Origin of the sequence: Achromobacter sp. NPDC058515 (assembly GCF_042721735.1) — a bacterium.
Lineage (GTDB): Bacteria > Pseudomonadota > Gammaproteobacteria > Burkholderiales > Burkholderiaceae_B > Achromobacter.
Window position 1 is genome coordinate 509,230 of record NZ_JBHXNI010000001.1, and the last position, 12,405, is coordinate 521,634.

Annotated in this window: 14 protein-coding genes and 1 riboswitch; of the genes, 8 read left to right on the forward strand and 6 right to left on the reverse strand. The window is 67.5% G+C overall.

Annotated elements, in window-relative coordinates:
- Positions 1-41 precede the first annotated feature (41 nt).
- The 5 genes from panE (at position 42) to ACFWP0_RS02435 (ending at position 3,545) form a co-directional block, all read left to right on the forward strand.
- Complete coding sequence (panE, locus tag ACFWP0_RS02415; RefSeq protein WP_377839414.1) at positions 42-968, forward strand: 2-dehydropantoate 2-reductase; 927 nt, start codon at positions 42-44, stop codon at positions 966-968.
- A 261-nt stretch (positions 969-1,229) separates the two neighbouring features.
- Positions 1,230-1,841, forward strand: coding sequence for an NAD(P)-dependent oxidoreductase (locus tag ACFWP0_RS02420; protein WP_377839415.1), 612 nt, complete (start codon positions 1,230-1,232; stop codon positions 1,839-1,841).
- A gap of 149 nt (positions 1,842-1,990) precedes the next feature.
- Positions 1,991-2,449, forward strand: coding sequence for a nuclear transport factor 2 family protein (locus ACFWP0_RS02425; protein WP_377839417.1), 459 nt, complete (start codon positions 1,991-1,993; stop codon positions 2,447-2,449).
- Positions 2,450-2,466: 17 nt separating this feature from the next.
- Positions 2,467-3,030 (forward strand): flavin reductase family protein, encoded by a 564-nt coding sequence (locus tag ACFWP0_RS02430; protein ID WP_377839418.1) that lies wholly within the window; start codon positions 2,467-2,469, stop codon positions 3,028-3,030.
- 5 nt (positions 3,031-3,035) lie between these two features.
- A complete protein-coding gene (locus ACFWP0_RS02435; RefSeq protein WP_377839419.1) occupies positions 3,036-3,545 on the forward strand; it encodes a nucleoside 2-deoxyribosyltransferase in 510 nt (169 codons plus the stop codon).
- On the opposite strand, the gene ACFWP0_RS02440 is transcribed toward ACFWP0_RS02435, so the two are convergent.
- Positions 3,546-4,220: a TetR/AcrR family transcriptional regulator gene (locus tag ACFWP0_RS02440; protein WP_377839420.1), complete on the reverse strand. Its 675-nt coding sequence runs from the start codon at positions 4,218-4,220 to the stop codon at positions 3,546-3,548. It lies immediately after the preceding gene.
- Positions 4,221-4,371: 151 nt separating this feature from the next.
- Between ACFWP0_RS02440 and ACFWP0_RS02445 the strand changes: the two genes are divergently transcribed.
- Positions 4,372-5,571 (forward strand): arabinose transporter, encoded by a 1,200-nt coding sequence (locus ACFWP0_RS02445; protein WP_377839421.1) that lies wholly within the window; start codon positions 4,372-4,374, stop codon positions 5,569-5,571.
- Positions 5,572-5,620: 49 nt separating this feature from the next.
- On the opposite strand, the gene ribB is transcribed toward ACFWP0_RS02445, so the two are convergent.
- Both ribB and ACFWP0_RS02455 read right to left on the reverse strand, forming a co-directional pair.
- A complete protein-coding gene (gene ribB, locus ACFWP0_RS02450; RefSeq protein WP_377839422.1) occupies positions 5,621-6,340 on the reverse strand; it encodes a 3,4-dihydroxy-2-butanone-4-phosphate synthase in 720 nt (239 codons plus the stop codon).
- 109 nt (positions 6,341-6,449) lie between these two features.
- Positions 6,450-6,605, reverse strand: a riboswitch (FMN riboswitch).
- 107 nt (positions 6,606-6,712) lie between these two features.
- Positions 6,713-7,231: an SET domain-containing protein gene (locus tag ACFWP0_RS02455; protein ID WP_377839423.1), complete on the reverse strand. Its 519-nt coding sequence runs from the start codon at positions 7,229-7,231 to the stop codon at positions 6,713-6,715.
- A 107-nt stretch (positions 7,232-7,338) separates the two neighbouring features.
- Here ACFWP0_RS02455 and ACFWP0_RS02460 point away from each other — a divergent pair, with 107 nt between their 5' ends.
- The gene (locus tag ACFWP0_RS02460; RefSeq protein WP_377839424.1) at positions 7,339-8,259 is read left to right on the forward strand and encodes a bestrophin family protein; all 921 of its coding nucleotides are present in this window, start codon (positions 7,339-7,341) and stop codon (positions 8,257-8,259) included.
- Positions 8,260-8,269: 10 nt separating this feature from the next.
- Here the strand turns inward: ACFWP0_RS02460 and ACFWP0_RS02465 are convergent, their stop codons facing one another.
- Positions 8,270-8,740 (reverse strand): Lrp/AsnC family transcriptional regulator, encoded by a 471-nt coding sequence (locus tag ACFWP0_RS02465; RefSeq protein WP_377839426.1) that lies wholly within the window; start codon positions 8,738-8,740, stop codon positions 8,270-8,272.
- Between the two features lie 93 nt (positions 8,741-8,833).
- On the opposite strand from ACFWP0_RS02465, the gene ilvB reads away from it, so the two are divergent.
- Positions 8,834-10,660, forward strand: a complete 1,827-nt coding sequence (gene ilvB, locus ACFWP0_RS02470) for a biosynthetic-type acetolactate synthase large subunit (protein ID WP_377839427.1) — start codon at positions 8,834-8,836, stop codon at positions 10,658-10,660.
- A 92-nt stretch (positions 10,661-10,752) separates the two neighbouring features.
- On the opposite strand, the gene ACFWP0_RS02475 is transcribed toward ilvB, so the two are convergent.
- Together ACFWP0_RS02475 and ACFWP0_RS02480 are read right to left on the reverse strand one after the other, a co-directional pair.
- Positions 10,753-11,532: an SDR family oxidoreductase gene (locus ACFWP0_RS02475; RefSeq protein WP_377839428.1), complete on the reverse strand. Its 780-nt coding sequence runs from the start codon at positions 11,530-11,532 to the stop codon at positions 10,753-10,755.
- A gap of 14 nt (positions 11,533-11,546) precedes the next feature.
- Positions 11,547-12,401: an ABC transporter permease gene (locus ACFWP0_RS02480; protein ID WP_377839429.1), complete on the reverse strand. Its 855-nt coding sequence runs from the start codon at positions 12,399-12,401 to the stop codon at positions 11,547-11,549.
- Positions 12,402-12,405: the final 4 nt, after the last annotated feature.

Here is a 12,405-nt window from a genome sequence, read left to right on the forward strand (position 1 = left end):
ATCAGCCCGCGTTCGCAGCGGGCAGCCAACAGGAGACAGGCATGCGGTTGTTGTTCTTGGGCGCCGGCGGCACCGGCGGATATTTCGGCGGACGCGCGGCAGAGGCCGGCGCGGACGTGACCTTCCTGGTGCGCGAGGCGCGCGCCGCGCGGATCCGCGGGCACGGCTTGCGCATCCAGAGCCCGCTGGGCGACGCCACGCTGCACCCGAAGCTCGTCACGCAGCAAACCTTGCAGGGCGGCTACGACGTGGTGGTGCTGAGCTGCAAGGCCTATGACCTGGACAGCGCCATCGAAGCCATCCGCCCCGCGGTCGGCCCCGATACCGCGGTGCTGCCCATCATGAACGGCGTGCTGCAGTACGACGTGCTGGACCGGGAGTTCGAGCCGCATCGCGTGCTGGGCGGCCTGTGCCAGATCAACGCGACGCTCGGCGCCGAGGGCGAGGTGATCCACCTGGGCAAGCACGCCAACATCGTGTTCGGCGAACGCGCCGGGCCCGCCCGCAGCCCGCGTTGCGTGGCGCTGGAAGAGGCGCTGGCCGGCGGCGAATACGTCAGCCGCCTGAGCGACAACATCCACCAGGACATCTGGGAAAAGTACGTCATGCTGACGACGCTGGCCGCCGCCACCTGCCTCATGCGCGGCTCGGTCGGCCAGATCGCGTCCACCGACGACGGCATCGACATCCTGCTCAGCCTGCTGCAAGAGTCGCAAGCCGTGGCGGCCGCGTCCGGCCACGCGGTGCGGCCCGAGGCAGATGCCTTCGTGCAGAAGCTGCTGACCGACCGCAGCCAGCCCATGACGGCGTCCATGTTCCGCGACCTGCGCCAGGGTCTGCCGGTCGAGGCCGACCACATCGTGGGCGACATGGTCCGGCGCGCCCGCACGCTGGACGTGGACGCGACCTACCTGCGCGTGGCCTACACGCACCTGCAGGTCTACCAGGCGCAGCGCGCCGCCGCCTGACCGGCAACCCGCGGCCCTGTTCAGGCGGGGCCGCCGGGAGCACACTGGCATGACGGGCCGCGGGCGTATCGAATCGCCCTCCCGGCCCGCTCCCCACGGTCGGTGTCCGACTCATTGATGCATGAAATGCAAAAAACTCTTCCGGTTTTACGGGTTTTTTGATCGGATTTGACCGAATAGTATGGCTTTGCCTGAACCAGCGCGTGCAGCGCCGCAGCGTGCGGCGGCACTTCCGGTTCACCCCTTCCAAGGAGCAAGACCATGAAAATCGCATTGATCGGAATTACCGGCCGCGTGGGTTCGCGCGTGGCGGACGAGTTGCTCAAGCGCGGCCATGAAGTCACGGGCATTGCCCGCGACCCCGCCGACGTGAATGCCCAGCCGGGCCTGACCGTGCAGCAGGGCGACGCTACCGATCCCGAAGGCCTGACCCCGCTTCTGACCGGCCACGATGCCGTGATCAGCGCCACGCGATTCGTGTCGACCGACGCCAAGCCCTTGCTGGCCGGCGTGAAGAACGCCGGCGTGCCGCGCCTGCTGGTGGTGGGCGGCGCGGGCAGCCTGCTGGTCGCGCCCGGCAAGATGCTGATCGACACCCCCGAATTCCCGGATGCCTACAAGCCCGAAGCCCGCGCCGGCGTCGTGTTCCTGGATACGCTGCGCCAGGAAAAGGTGCTGAACTGGACCTTCCTGTCGCCGTCCGCGATCTTCGAGCCGGGCGAGCGCACGGGCAACTTCCGCGTGGGCGATGACCACCTGCTGGCCGACGAGGAAGGCAAGAGCTGGATCTCGATGGAAGACTACGCCATTGCGCTGGTCGACGAGATCGAGACGCCCAGGCATTCGCGCCGCCGCTATACGGTCGGCTACTGATATCGGCGCTTGGGCCCGCGGCGACGCCGCTAGTCGAGGACGCAGGGGCCCGTCAAGGGCCCCTTTTCAATTGTGCAACAGGGCCGAAAACGGCCGCGTTTATTTGTAAACTGGCAGACCGCCAGCCGGCGTCATCTGAGTAGTCCCGTATGCGTATGAAGTGGAAATCGTTGGCCGCCTGTGTGCTGGTCGCCTCCAGTTGCCTGGCGGCTGCGCCGGCGCTTGCGGCCGCGCCCCAGTCGAACAAGGAAATCGTCGTGGCGTTTTTCCGCATGATGTTCCAGGACCGCGATATCGACGAGGCGGTGCGCCTGTACGTCAGCCCGAACTACACGCAGCACAATCCGTACATGCGCGACGGCGTCGGCCCGATGGTGGATTTCTTTCCGCCCTACTTCGAGCAGCATCCGCAGGCCATCGTGGAGATCAAGCGCGTGATCGCCGAAGGCGACCTGGTGGTGATCCACAACCTGTGGCGCGATTCGCCGGAAGACCGGGGCCAGGCCGTGGTCGATATCTTCCGGGTGGAAAACGGCAAGATCGTCGAACACTGGGATGTGAGCCAGGAGATTCCCGAGAACCCCGCCAACAAGAACGGCATGTTCTAGGTCCCCACAGAGCCTTCATGATCGAACCCGTCGACCTTCCCCGCGCCTATCTGCTCCTGAACCACGGCCCTACCGTGCTGGTCACCAGCGCGCATGGCGACGCGAAGAACGTGATGGCCGCCGCCTGGGCCATGCCGCTGGACTTCAGCCCGCCCAAGATGCTGGTGGTGGTGGACAAGAACACCTACACGCGGCAGCTGATCGAAGCGTCCGGCGAATTCGCGCTGTGCATTCCGTCCCGCGCGCAGGCGCGCGCGACGCTGCTGGTGGGCTCGCATTCCGGGCGCGAAGAAGACAAGTTCCTGGCCAGCGGACTGCGGACGTTTGCCGCCAGCAAGATCGGCGCGCCGTTGATCAGCGATTGCCTGGGCTGGCTGGAATGCAAGGTCGTGCCCGAGCCGCACAACCAGCAGGCCTATGATCTGTTCATCGGCGAAGTCGTGGCCGCGTGGGCGGCCCCGGAAGTGTTCTCCGGAAACCGCTGGCACTTCCCCGACGATGACCGCCGCTCTGTCCATTACCTGGCCGGCGGGTCTTTCTTCGCCACCGGCGAAGCCTTCAACGTCTCCGACACGGAGTAAGCGCCATGCGCAGCGTCTATCTGGCTGGTTTCGACGTTTTTCTGCCCGATGCCGCGGCGCACGGGGAACGGCTCAAGACCCTGTGCGCGACGTACGGATTCGAGGGCCTGTTCCCGCTGGACAACATGGCGCCCGACGGCCTGTCGGGCCCGGCGCTGGCGCAATGGATCTATCGCGAAAACGTGGCGCTGATCCGCCGCGCGGACATGGTGATGGCGAACCTGAATCCGTTTCGCGGCGCGGAACCCGATTCGGGCACGGCCTTCGAGGTCGGCTATGCGGTGGCCTGCGGCAAGCCCGTCTGGGGCTATACCGGCCAGGCGGGTTCGCTGATCGACCAGGTGGCCGTGGGCGCGGCGGCGGACGACGGCGCATCGCGCATGGTGGACGCCCAGGGCTACACCGTCGAGGATTTCGGCTTGAGCCTGAACCTGATGCTGGCGTGCAGCGCCCGCATCGTGGCGGGCGGCGCCGCCGACTGCCTGGCCTGCATGGCCCGCGCGCCCGGCGGCTAGTTACCCGCGCACAGCCTTCGCTTTGGTTGCCGCCCGCGCCGTCTTGCGCGGGGCCGCGCCGGCCGGCGCGCCCAGATACCCCATCACCGCATCCACCACCGCCTGCTCCAACTGCTGCGTCGAAAAGCCGGCGGGCGGCTCCAGCGCCGCCGCGTGCACCAGCGATTCCATGATGCGCAGCACGACATAGGTCGCCAGGTCGCGGTCCTGCTGCGCGATCTCGGCGCGGTGCAGTTCCAGCAGATGCCGCATGCGCCGGTGGATGTCCTGGTCCGCGAGGCTGTGCTCGTGCGGCAGGTCGAACAGCGGAAACTCCCGTTCCAGCACGCGGTGCAGCGCTGGCTCCAGCATGTGGGCGTGCAGCATGGCCTGGACGATGGCGGCCACGCGCTCCTGCAAGGTGGCCGCGGGATTGCTGTTCAGGACGTCGTCGATGACGTCCAGCATCTGGTTGTCGTGCCGGTTATGCAGGGCCGCGATCAGCGCGTTCTTGTTGGGGAAGTACTGATACAGCGAGCCGACGCTGACGCCCGCCGTCTCGGCGATCAGGTTGGTGTTGGTGCCCGCATAGCCGTGCGTGGCCAGAACGCGAGCCGTGGCCTGCAGGATGGTGTCCACGGTGTGCTGGGACCTGAGCTGGCGCGGCGATTTCCGGGGCTGTGGGATGGCTGTCATGAATGCGGTGAAAGGCGAGTATCAGACATGAGCAATGGCTCATAAAATTTGGGGCAGGCAATCTGATTCATCTCCTGCTTGGGCGGATTATGCCATCGCCGGACTTTGCGCGACGGCATCGGATTGCACTTCACCCTTTCAAGGAAACACCATGTCGAACTCTACGGCGGCCGGGGCCATGCCCGCGGCCCACGGACCCGTGCGCTCTGTTTTTCTGCAGTTGCTGCCTTTGACGCTGGCGGTATTCGTCGGCTTTTTCATGATCGGCCTGCCCATGCCGGTATTGCCCCTGTACGTGGATGGAACGCTGGCGCTGGGCGCGCTGGCGGTCGGCGTGGTCGCCGGCCTGCAATTCGCCGCCGCGCTGCTGTCGCGGGCCCACGCGGGGGCGATGACCGACCGCCGGGGCGCCAAGCGCGCGGTGGTGGCCGGCTTCGTGCTCGGCTCCATCGCGGGCCTGTTCTACCTTCTGGCCGATGACCTGTCGGCCCGGCCCCAGGCCGCGCTCGCGGCGTTGCTGGCCGGCCGCGCCGTGATGGGATGCGCGGAAAGCCTGATCGTCACCGGCGCGCTGAGCTGGGGCGTGGGCCGGGTGGGGCCGCAGAACGCGGGCCGGGTCATGGCCTGGGTGGGCGTGGCCATCTATGCCGCCTATGCGCTCGGCGCGCCCGCGGGGATGCGCTTGTACGGCGCGTCCGGCTTCGCCGGAATCGGCTGGGCGAGCGTGCTGATTCCGCTGGCGGCGCTGGCGCTGGTCTTGCCCCAGCGCGGCGTACGCGCGGCAGGCGGGGCGCGCACGCCCTTCTACCGCGTCCTGGGCATGGTGTGGCTGCCCGGCCTGGGGCTGGCCTTGTCCAGCGTCGGATTCGGGATGATCACCGGGTTTGTGAGCCTGCTCTTTGCCGAGCGCGGCTGGGATGGCGCGGCGTGGATGTTCACCGCGTTCGGGGCAGGCTTCATCCTGGCCCGGGTGTTTTTCGCGGGCCTGCCGGACAAGCTGGGCGGCGCGCGCGTGGCGCTGGCGTGCGTGCTGATCGAAGCGGCCGGCCAAGGGCTGATCTGGGCGGGCGGCACGCCGGCCTGGGCGCTTGCGGGCGCCCTGCTGACCGGGGCGGGCTACTCGCTGGCGTTCCCGGCCTTCGGCGTCGAGGCGGTGCGCCGCGTGCCGGCTGCGAGCCGCGGCGCGGCGATGGGCGCGTACGTGGCGTTTCTGGACGTCGCCTTGGGACTGGGCAGTCCGGCGGCCGGATGGCTCGCGGGATTGCAGGGCTATGCCGCCGTGTACGTGCTGGGGGGAAGTTGCGCGCTGGCCGCGATGGTCGTGGGCATGGCGCTCAGGGGCAAGGCCTAGGGAGCGGGGGGCGACGGGTTGCGCAGGCGCACAACCCGTCACGCGGGCATCAGACGGTGGCCGCCATTTCCAGGACTTCGTCGTCCACGGACTCGGCTTGCCCGTCCTTCAGCTGTTGCAGATGGTCGGCCAGTTCGGCGATGGTCAGCGCCACCAGGCCGTGCTGCGCGGCGTAGCGCTCCAGCGCCGCGCCGCGCATCATCGTGCCGTCGGCATTCATCAGTTCGCAGAGCACGCCGGCCGGGCGCATGCCGGCCAGCACCGCCAGGTCCACGGAACCTTCCGTGTGGCCGCGGCGGGTCAGCACGCCGCCCGGCTGGGCGCGCAGCGGGAACACATGGCCCGGGCTGACGATGTCGTCGCTTTGCGCCGACGGCGAGATGGCGGCGCGGATGGTGGTGACGCGGTCCACGGCCGACACGCCGGTGCTGACGCCTTCGCGGGCTTCGATCGACACGGTGAAGGCGGTGGCGAAACGGCTCTGGTTGCGCTGGACCATGGGCGGCAGCTCCAGGCGGTCCAGGGTTTCGCCGGGCAGGCACAGGCAGACGATGCCGCTGCCGTCGCGGATCAGCTGCGCCATGACGGGCACGGTCAGCTTGTCGGCGGCGACGATCAGGTCCGCTTCGTTCTCGCGGTCGAAGTCGTCCATGAGGATGACGGGCCGGCCCAGGCGCAGATGATGCAGGGCGCGCTGCAGGCGAGCGGCAAACGGCTGCGAAGCCAGGCTGGGGATGGGGGACTGCGGGGTAAGGGTAACGTTGGACATTGAAACGCTCTCGCAAGTTAAAGGGGCGAAAAACGTTTCAGGGCTACTCGACAGCCGAACGCAATACGGCTTTCCGGACGCAAGCGCCCGGGCAGCCGAGTATGTGCCGGCACATCTTCTCTCATCCGGACTATGACCGTCGGCCCTGGCATCTCACCAGATCTGCTGACCCCGGCCTTCCGTGACGGACGCCGGGCGCTCGCGGGCTCGCCACATTGCATGGCATACCGCCGGTGGGGAATTGCACCCCGCCCTGAAGACGTACTGCATGTCGTGTTAACGACCGCTAGATTGTACGCCTGTCCGGTTGGCGGGTTTGAATACGCTTATTGCAGTTGTGGTTTTCGGCGGCGGGGGACGGACCCCCGGCCGTCAGGCCGCTTCGGCGATTTCCGGCTTGTCGGCCTTCTTCGCCTTTTTCGCGGGCAGCGCCAGCATCGTGCCGCGGCACGGCGGCGTGCCGCAGAGGCAGCGGTAGCCGTCCTTCAGCGCCTTGGTGATGCGGCCGTCCAGGACAAGGCCGTAGTCGTAGAACAGCTCCGTGCCGCGCGGGATGTCCTGCAGCGCTACGATATAGACGCGCTTGCCGTGCTTGCCCTCCTGGGCTTCGCAGTTGGGCTGGCAGGAATGGTTGATCCAGCGGGCGTCGTTGCCCTGGTCGCCGCCGTCGATCACGCGGCCGGAGCTGAGCGCGAAGAAGAAGGTGTGGAAGGGATCGTCCGGATTGGTCGGATGGCGCCGGTCGGCTTCCTTGGCGCTGATGCGCAAGCCGCCGTACTCGACGATGCGCGTGCCCGCGGGAATCTTGCGCGCGGCGAAGACGCCGTTGCCGTGCAGCTTGGAGCGGCGGACGACATGCCAGGGCTTGATCGGGGTGTCTTCGTTGGTCATTGAGCGGTGAGTGTGGCGGTGAGACGAAACAGAATTATATCGGCGCGTTTTTGACGCGATGAGAGGCGTATAGTGAGCGCCGCCTCGTCCCTCACTTGATATTTATCATGATCGTCCGTCCGCGTCCCTCTGCGCTGGCTTTGTTCTTTGTCTTGCGCGGCTCCATCATCCCGCGCATTCTCAGCAGGCTCATCGTCATCACGCTGCTGTCCTGCGTGGTGGTGTGGATGTACCACCGCCAGCTGTTCTCGCCCGCGCACTTGACCGCGGTGCCGTTCTCGCTCTTCGGCCTGGCGTTGTCGGTCTTCATGGGCTTTCGCAACAACGTCTGCTATGACCGCTGGTGGGAAGCCCGCAAGCAATGGGGCGACCTGATCGTGCAAGCGCGCAGCCTGGCGCGCGAAAGCGCGGTGCTGCTGGCGGCCAGCACGGCCAACCCGGTGCAGGAACGACTGGTTCGCCGCTGCATCGGCTTTGGCTATGGCCTGGCCGCGCGCCTGCGCGGCGAGGATATGGTGCAAGCCGTGCGCCCCTGGGTGCAGCAGGACGAACTGGATACGCTTGCCGGTTGCCGCAATGTGCCGGACGCCCTGCTCATGGCGATCAACCGCGATCTGGCGTCCTGCCTGCGGCGCGGCGAACTCACCGATATCCTGTACCAGGGCCTGACCCAGCGCGTGGCGCAGTGCGCCGCCATCCAGGCCGCCTGCGAACGCATCAAGTTCACGCCCTGTCCGTTCGCCTACTCCCTGCTGCTGCATCGCACGGCGTGGCTGTTCTGCCTGCTGCTGCCCTTTGGCCTGGTCGGCACGCTGGAGTACCTGACGCCCGGGGCGGTCATCATCATCGCCTACACCTTTTTCGGCCTGGATGCGCTGGGCGACGAGCTTGAAGACCCTTTCGGGACCGAAGAGAACGACCTGCCGCTGTCGGCGCTGGCCCGCGTGATCGAGATCGACCTGCTGGAAGGACTGGGCGTGCGGCCGCTGCCGGAATCCCCCGTGCCGGTGGACTACGTGCTGCGCTGAGCAGGCGCGATCATCCGTCCGCGCCGGTCAGCGGCAGCTTGGTTTCCTTCAGCCGGCGCAGGACGAAGCAGGATTTGCTGTGCCGGATGCCGGGGATCCGGTAGAGCTGCTCGCGCAGCAGGCGTTCGTAGTCGCGGGTGTCGCGTACGGCGATGCGGATGTAATAGTCGTAGTCGCCCGACACCAGGAAGGCTTCCAGCACCTCGGGAATTTGCGCCAGGGCGCGGCCGAACTCGTACAGCGTCTCCTCGCTGTGGCTTTCCAGCGTGACGTGCACGATGACCGTGTCCATGAATCCCAGGCTGGCCGGGTCGATGTCCACGGTGTAGCCGCGGATCACCCCGGCGCTCTCCATGCGCTTGATGCGGTTCCAGCACGGCGTGGACGACAGGCCGACGGCCGCGCCGATGTCGTTCAGGCTGGCGCGCGCGTTCTCTTGCAGCACCTTCAGAATGGCCAGATCAAACTTGTCCAGGTTCATTTTCTTCGATTCCTCCAAATCTAAGATAAATTTACTGCGTCTATCGGTAATTCGTGGAAAAGAAGATAAAAATTCTTCGGCACTCCGAATAAGATGGATAGCATGAACGATCGCCTGCACCCCACCGCCGCCGCCGCGCTTGCCGCCACTGATCGCCCCGCTCAAAACGGGGCGAAAATTCTGCTAGACACGCTGATTGCGCACGGTGTCGATACGGTTTTCGGGTATCCGGGGGGCGCCGTGCTGCCGCTGTACGACGCGCTGTACGCCGAGCCGCGTCTGCGCCATGTGCTGGTGAGGCACGAGCAGGCCGCCGTCCATGCCGCCGAAGGCTACGCCCGCAGCACCGGCCGCACGGGCGTGGTCTTCGTGACTTCCGGCCCCGGCATGGCCAACACCACCTCGGGCCTGCTGGACGCCATGTGCGACTCGATCCCGGTGCTGTGCATCAGCGGCCAGGTCGCCACCGCGGCCATCGGCACCGACGCCTTCCAGGAATGCGACGCCATCGGCATCTCGCGTTCCGTGACCAAGTGGAACACCCAGATCCGCGCCGTCGACGACGTGGCCGGCGTGGTGGCCCGCGCGTTCGAACTGACCCGCCAGGGCCGTCCCGGCCCCGTGCTGGTGGATTTTCCCAAGGATGTGCAGTTGGCCGCGCCGCGCGACGCGGACGACGACAGCGTCGGCCTGCCTACGCAGCAGAAGCTGGCCGCGCTGCGCGCGCGGCGCCAGTCGGGCAAGCTGGCGCCCAAGCTGCCCCAGTCGGCCGTGCGCCGGGCGGCGGCGCTGATCGCCCAGGCCAGGCGGCCCATCTTCTACGGGGGCGGCGGGCTGGTGAATGCCGGCCCCGACGCCTGCGCCGCCTTCACGGACCTGGTGCGCCACACCGGCGCGCCCTGCACCCTGACCCTGATGGGCCTGGGCGCCTTTCCCGCATCGGACCCGCAGTTCGTGGGCATGCTGGGCATGCACGGCACCGTCGAGGCCAACCTGGCCATGCACAATTCCGATCTGGTGGTCTGCATCGGCGCCCGCTTCGACGACCGCATCACGGGCAAGCTGTCCGAGTTCTGCCCGCATGCGCGCAAGATCCACATCGATATCGATCCCGCTTCGATCAACAAGGTGGTGCGCGTCGATGTGGCGCTGGTGGGCGACTGCCTGCCGCTGGTGCGCGCGCTGCGCGCCGAATTGGGCGACGAGCCCCTGGAACCGGCGCGCCTGGCGCCCTGGTTCAAGCGCATCGACGCCTGGCGCGCCCAGGATTGCCTGGGCTATGCGCCGGCCGCCGACGCCATTCTTCCGCAGCACCTGATGGCGCGCCTGAACGCCCTGCTGGCGGATCGGGACGCCATCGTGTCCACCGACGTGGGCCAGCACCAGATGTGGGCCGCGCAGTACCTGCGCTTTGACAAGCCTAACCGCTGGCTGACCTCGGGCGGCGCCGGCACCATGGGCTACGGCGTGCCCGCCGCCATCGGCGCGCAGGTCGCCCACCCGGACAAGACCGTGGTCTGCGTCAGCGGCGACGCCTCGGTGCTGATGAACATCCAGGAGCTGTCCACCGCCATGCAGCACCAGACGCCCGTGAAGGTCGTGCTGTGCAACAACGGCTACATGGGCATGGTGCGCCAATGGCAGGAACTGATCCACGGCGGGCGGTACAGCCATAGCTACAACGCATCGTTGCCCGATTTCGTGGCGCTGGCGCGCGCATTCGGCTGGGGCGCGGCCCGCGTGGACGATCCCGCCCAGCTGGACGCCGCGCTGGCCGAATGCCTGGCGCATGACGGCCCCTACTTCCTTGACGTAGCGGTGACGGCGCAGGAGAACTGCTTCCCGATGATGCCCGCCGGGCACGGCCACCAGAAGATGATGCTGGCCGAAGGCGTGTGGTACCAGGACGAGACGACCTGACTGGCTTTTTGCCGGGCGGTCTCCGCCGGTGTCAGACACCCGGTGTCTGACACCGGTAATAACACCCCGGTGTCTGACACCGGTAATAACCCTCAGAACTGGATGGACAGCCCGCCGTCCACGACCAGCACGTGGCCGTTGACATAGGACGCCGCGGGAGACGCCAGGAACACGGCCGCGCCCGCGATTTCTTCCGGCTCGCCCCAGCGGCCCGTCGGGTTGCGCGCGGCGATGCGGGGGCCGAACTTCGGGTCAGCCACCATCTCGGCATTGGTTTCCGTGGCGAAGGTGCCCGGCGCGATGGCGTTGCTGGTGATGTGGTGCCCGCCGAACTCCGCCGCCAGCGCGCGCACCATGCCGGTCAGGCCCTGCTTGGCGGCCGGATAGACCGCGTCGCCCGAGCGGGCCAGCTCTCCCACCACCGAAGTGATCGCGATCAGGCGCCCGCCGCCTTGGCGCATCATGCGCTCGGCCGCGAACTTGGCCAGCAGCATGCCGGCCACGAGGTCGGTGTCGATCAGCTCGCGGATCTCGGCGGGGCTGGTGTCGCGCAAGGTCTTGCGGTTGCGCGCGCCCACGTTGTTCACCAGGATGTCCAGGCGGCCATGCTCGTCGTCGATGCGCAGAAAGGCGCGTTCCATCGCCGCGTCGTCGCTGACGTCGAACGGCAGCGGATGCGCGTCCAGGCCGGCTGCCGCCAGTTCGCCCGCGGCGGCGGCAGCAGCCTCGGCATTGCGGCCGTTGATCAGCACGCGCGCGCCGCAGCCCGCCAGCGCCCGCGCAATGCAGAAGCCCAGCCCGCGGGCCGAGCCGGTCACCAGCGCCACCTGTCCCGTCAGGTCGAAGTTGCGCAGATACGGTAGTGTCTTCATCAATCCTGTCCCGTTCATTCCCTGAATTCCGGCGCCCAGTGCAGGAGCCGCCGTTCCAGCCATGTCACACAATAAACCAGCGCGATGCCGACGATGGACAGCAGCGTCACCGCCGCGAACATGTCGGTGGCGTTCAGGGTCGCCAGCGCGGTGATCATCAGGTAGCCCATGCCGGTGGTGGAGCCGACGAATTCGGCCAGCACCACGCCGATCAGCGCAAAGCTGATGGCGTTGGGCAGCGCCGCGAAGGTCCAGGCGGCCGCGGTGGGTATGCGCACGCGCCACAGGATCTGGCGCGGCGAACCGCCCAGCGTGCGGCAGAAGTCCACCAGTTCGCGCTCCACGCTACGGCCGCCCTTGTAGGTGTTAAAGAACACCAGGAAGAACACCACGAACCAGGACGTGACCACCTTGGACGCCAGGCCCAGCCCGAAGAACATGGTGATGAGCGGTACGAAGGCGATCCGCGGCATGGAGTTGAACGCCACGATGAAGGGGTTGAACACGTCGGCCAGGAAGCGGCTGCGGCTGAGCGTCATGCCCACGATGAAGCCGCTGCCCACGCCCACCACCAGCCCCACCATCGTCGCCTGCAGGGTCAGCCACAAATGGGGCCAGACAGAGCGCGGGCCGGGCTGCAGCCATTCCCAGAGCCGCACGGCCACCCGCGAGGGCTGGCTGATGAAGAAGGGGTCGAACAGCGTGTTCTGGGTGAACCACGGAATGCGCGTGAGCGTCTCCCAGGAACCGAGGATGGCGGCCAGGATCAGCACCTGCCACAGGGTGATGCGCAGGCGGCGCGCGACGCCGGCGCGGCGGTCCAGCCGCAGCTGGTCCTGCAGGGAGTCGGAGGTTTCAGTCGGAATCATGACG

Coding starts and splice junctions, on each gene's coding strand:
- ACFWP0_RS02460 (WP_377839424.1), top strand. CDS start 7,339: ATGATCGTCCGTCCGCGTCCCTCTGCGCTGGCTTTGTTCTTTGTCTTG.
- ACFWP0_RS02420 (WP_377839415.1), top strand. CDS start 1,230: ATGAAAATCGCATTGATCGGAATTACCGGCCGCGTGGGTTCGCGCGTG.
- ACFWP0_RS02425 (WP_377839417.1), top strand. CDS start 1,991: ATGCGTATGAAGTGGAAATCGTTGGCCGCCTGTGTGCTGGTCGCCTCC.
- ACFWP0_RS02430 (WP_377839418.1), top strand. CDS start 2,467: ATGATCGAACCCGTCGACCTTCCCCGCGCCTATCTGCTCCTGAACCAC.
- ACFWP0_RS02445 (WP_377839421.1), top strand. CDS start 4,372: ATGTCGAACTCTACGGCGGCCGGGGCCATGCCCGCGGCCCACGGACCC.
- ACFWP0_RS02435 (WP_377839419.1), top strand. CDS start 3,036: ATGCGCAGCGTCTATCTGGCTGGTTTCGACGTTTTTCTGCCCGATGCC.
- ACFWP0_RS02465 (WP_377839426.1), bottom strand. CDS start 8,740: ATGAACCTGGACAAGTTTGATCTGGCCATTCTGAAGGTGCTGCAAGAG.
- ACFWP0_RS02440 (WP_377839420.1), bottom strand. CDS start 4,220: ATGACAGCCATCCCACAGCCCCGGAAATCGCCGCGCCAGCTCAGGTCC.
- ACFWP0_RS02475 (WP_377839428.1), bottom strand. CDS start 11,532: ATGAAGACACTACCGTATCTGCGCAACTTCGACCTGACGGGACAGGTG.
- ACFWP0_RS02455 (WP_377839423.1), bottom strand. CDS start 7,231: ATGACCAACGAAGACACCCCGATCAAGCCCTGGCATGTCGTCCGCCGC.
- ribB (WP_377839422.1), bottom strand. CDS start 6,340: ATGTCCAACGTTACCCTTACCCCGCAGTCCCCCATCCCCAGCCTGGCT.
- ACFWP0_RS02480 (WP_377839429.1), bottom strand. CDS start 12,401: ATGATTCCGACTGAAACCTCCGACTCCCTGCAGGACCAGCTGCGGCTG.
- panE (WP_377839414.1), top strand. CDS start 42: ATGCGGTTGTTGTTCTTGGGCGCCGGCGGCACCGGCGGATATTTCGGC.
- ilvB (WP_377839427.1), top strand. CDS start 8,834: ATGGATAGCATGAACGATCGCCTGCACCCCACCGCCGCCGCCGCGCTT.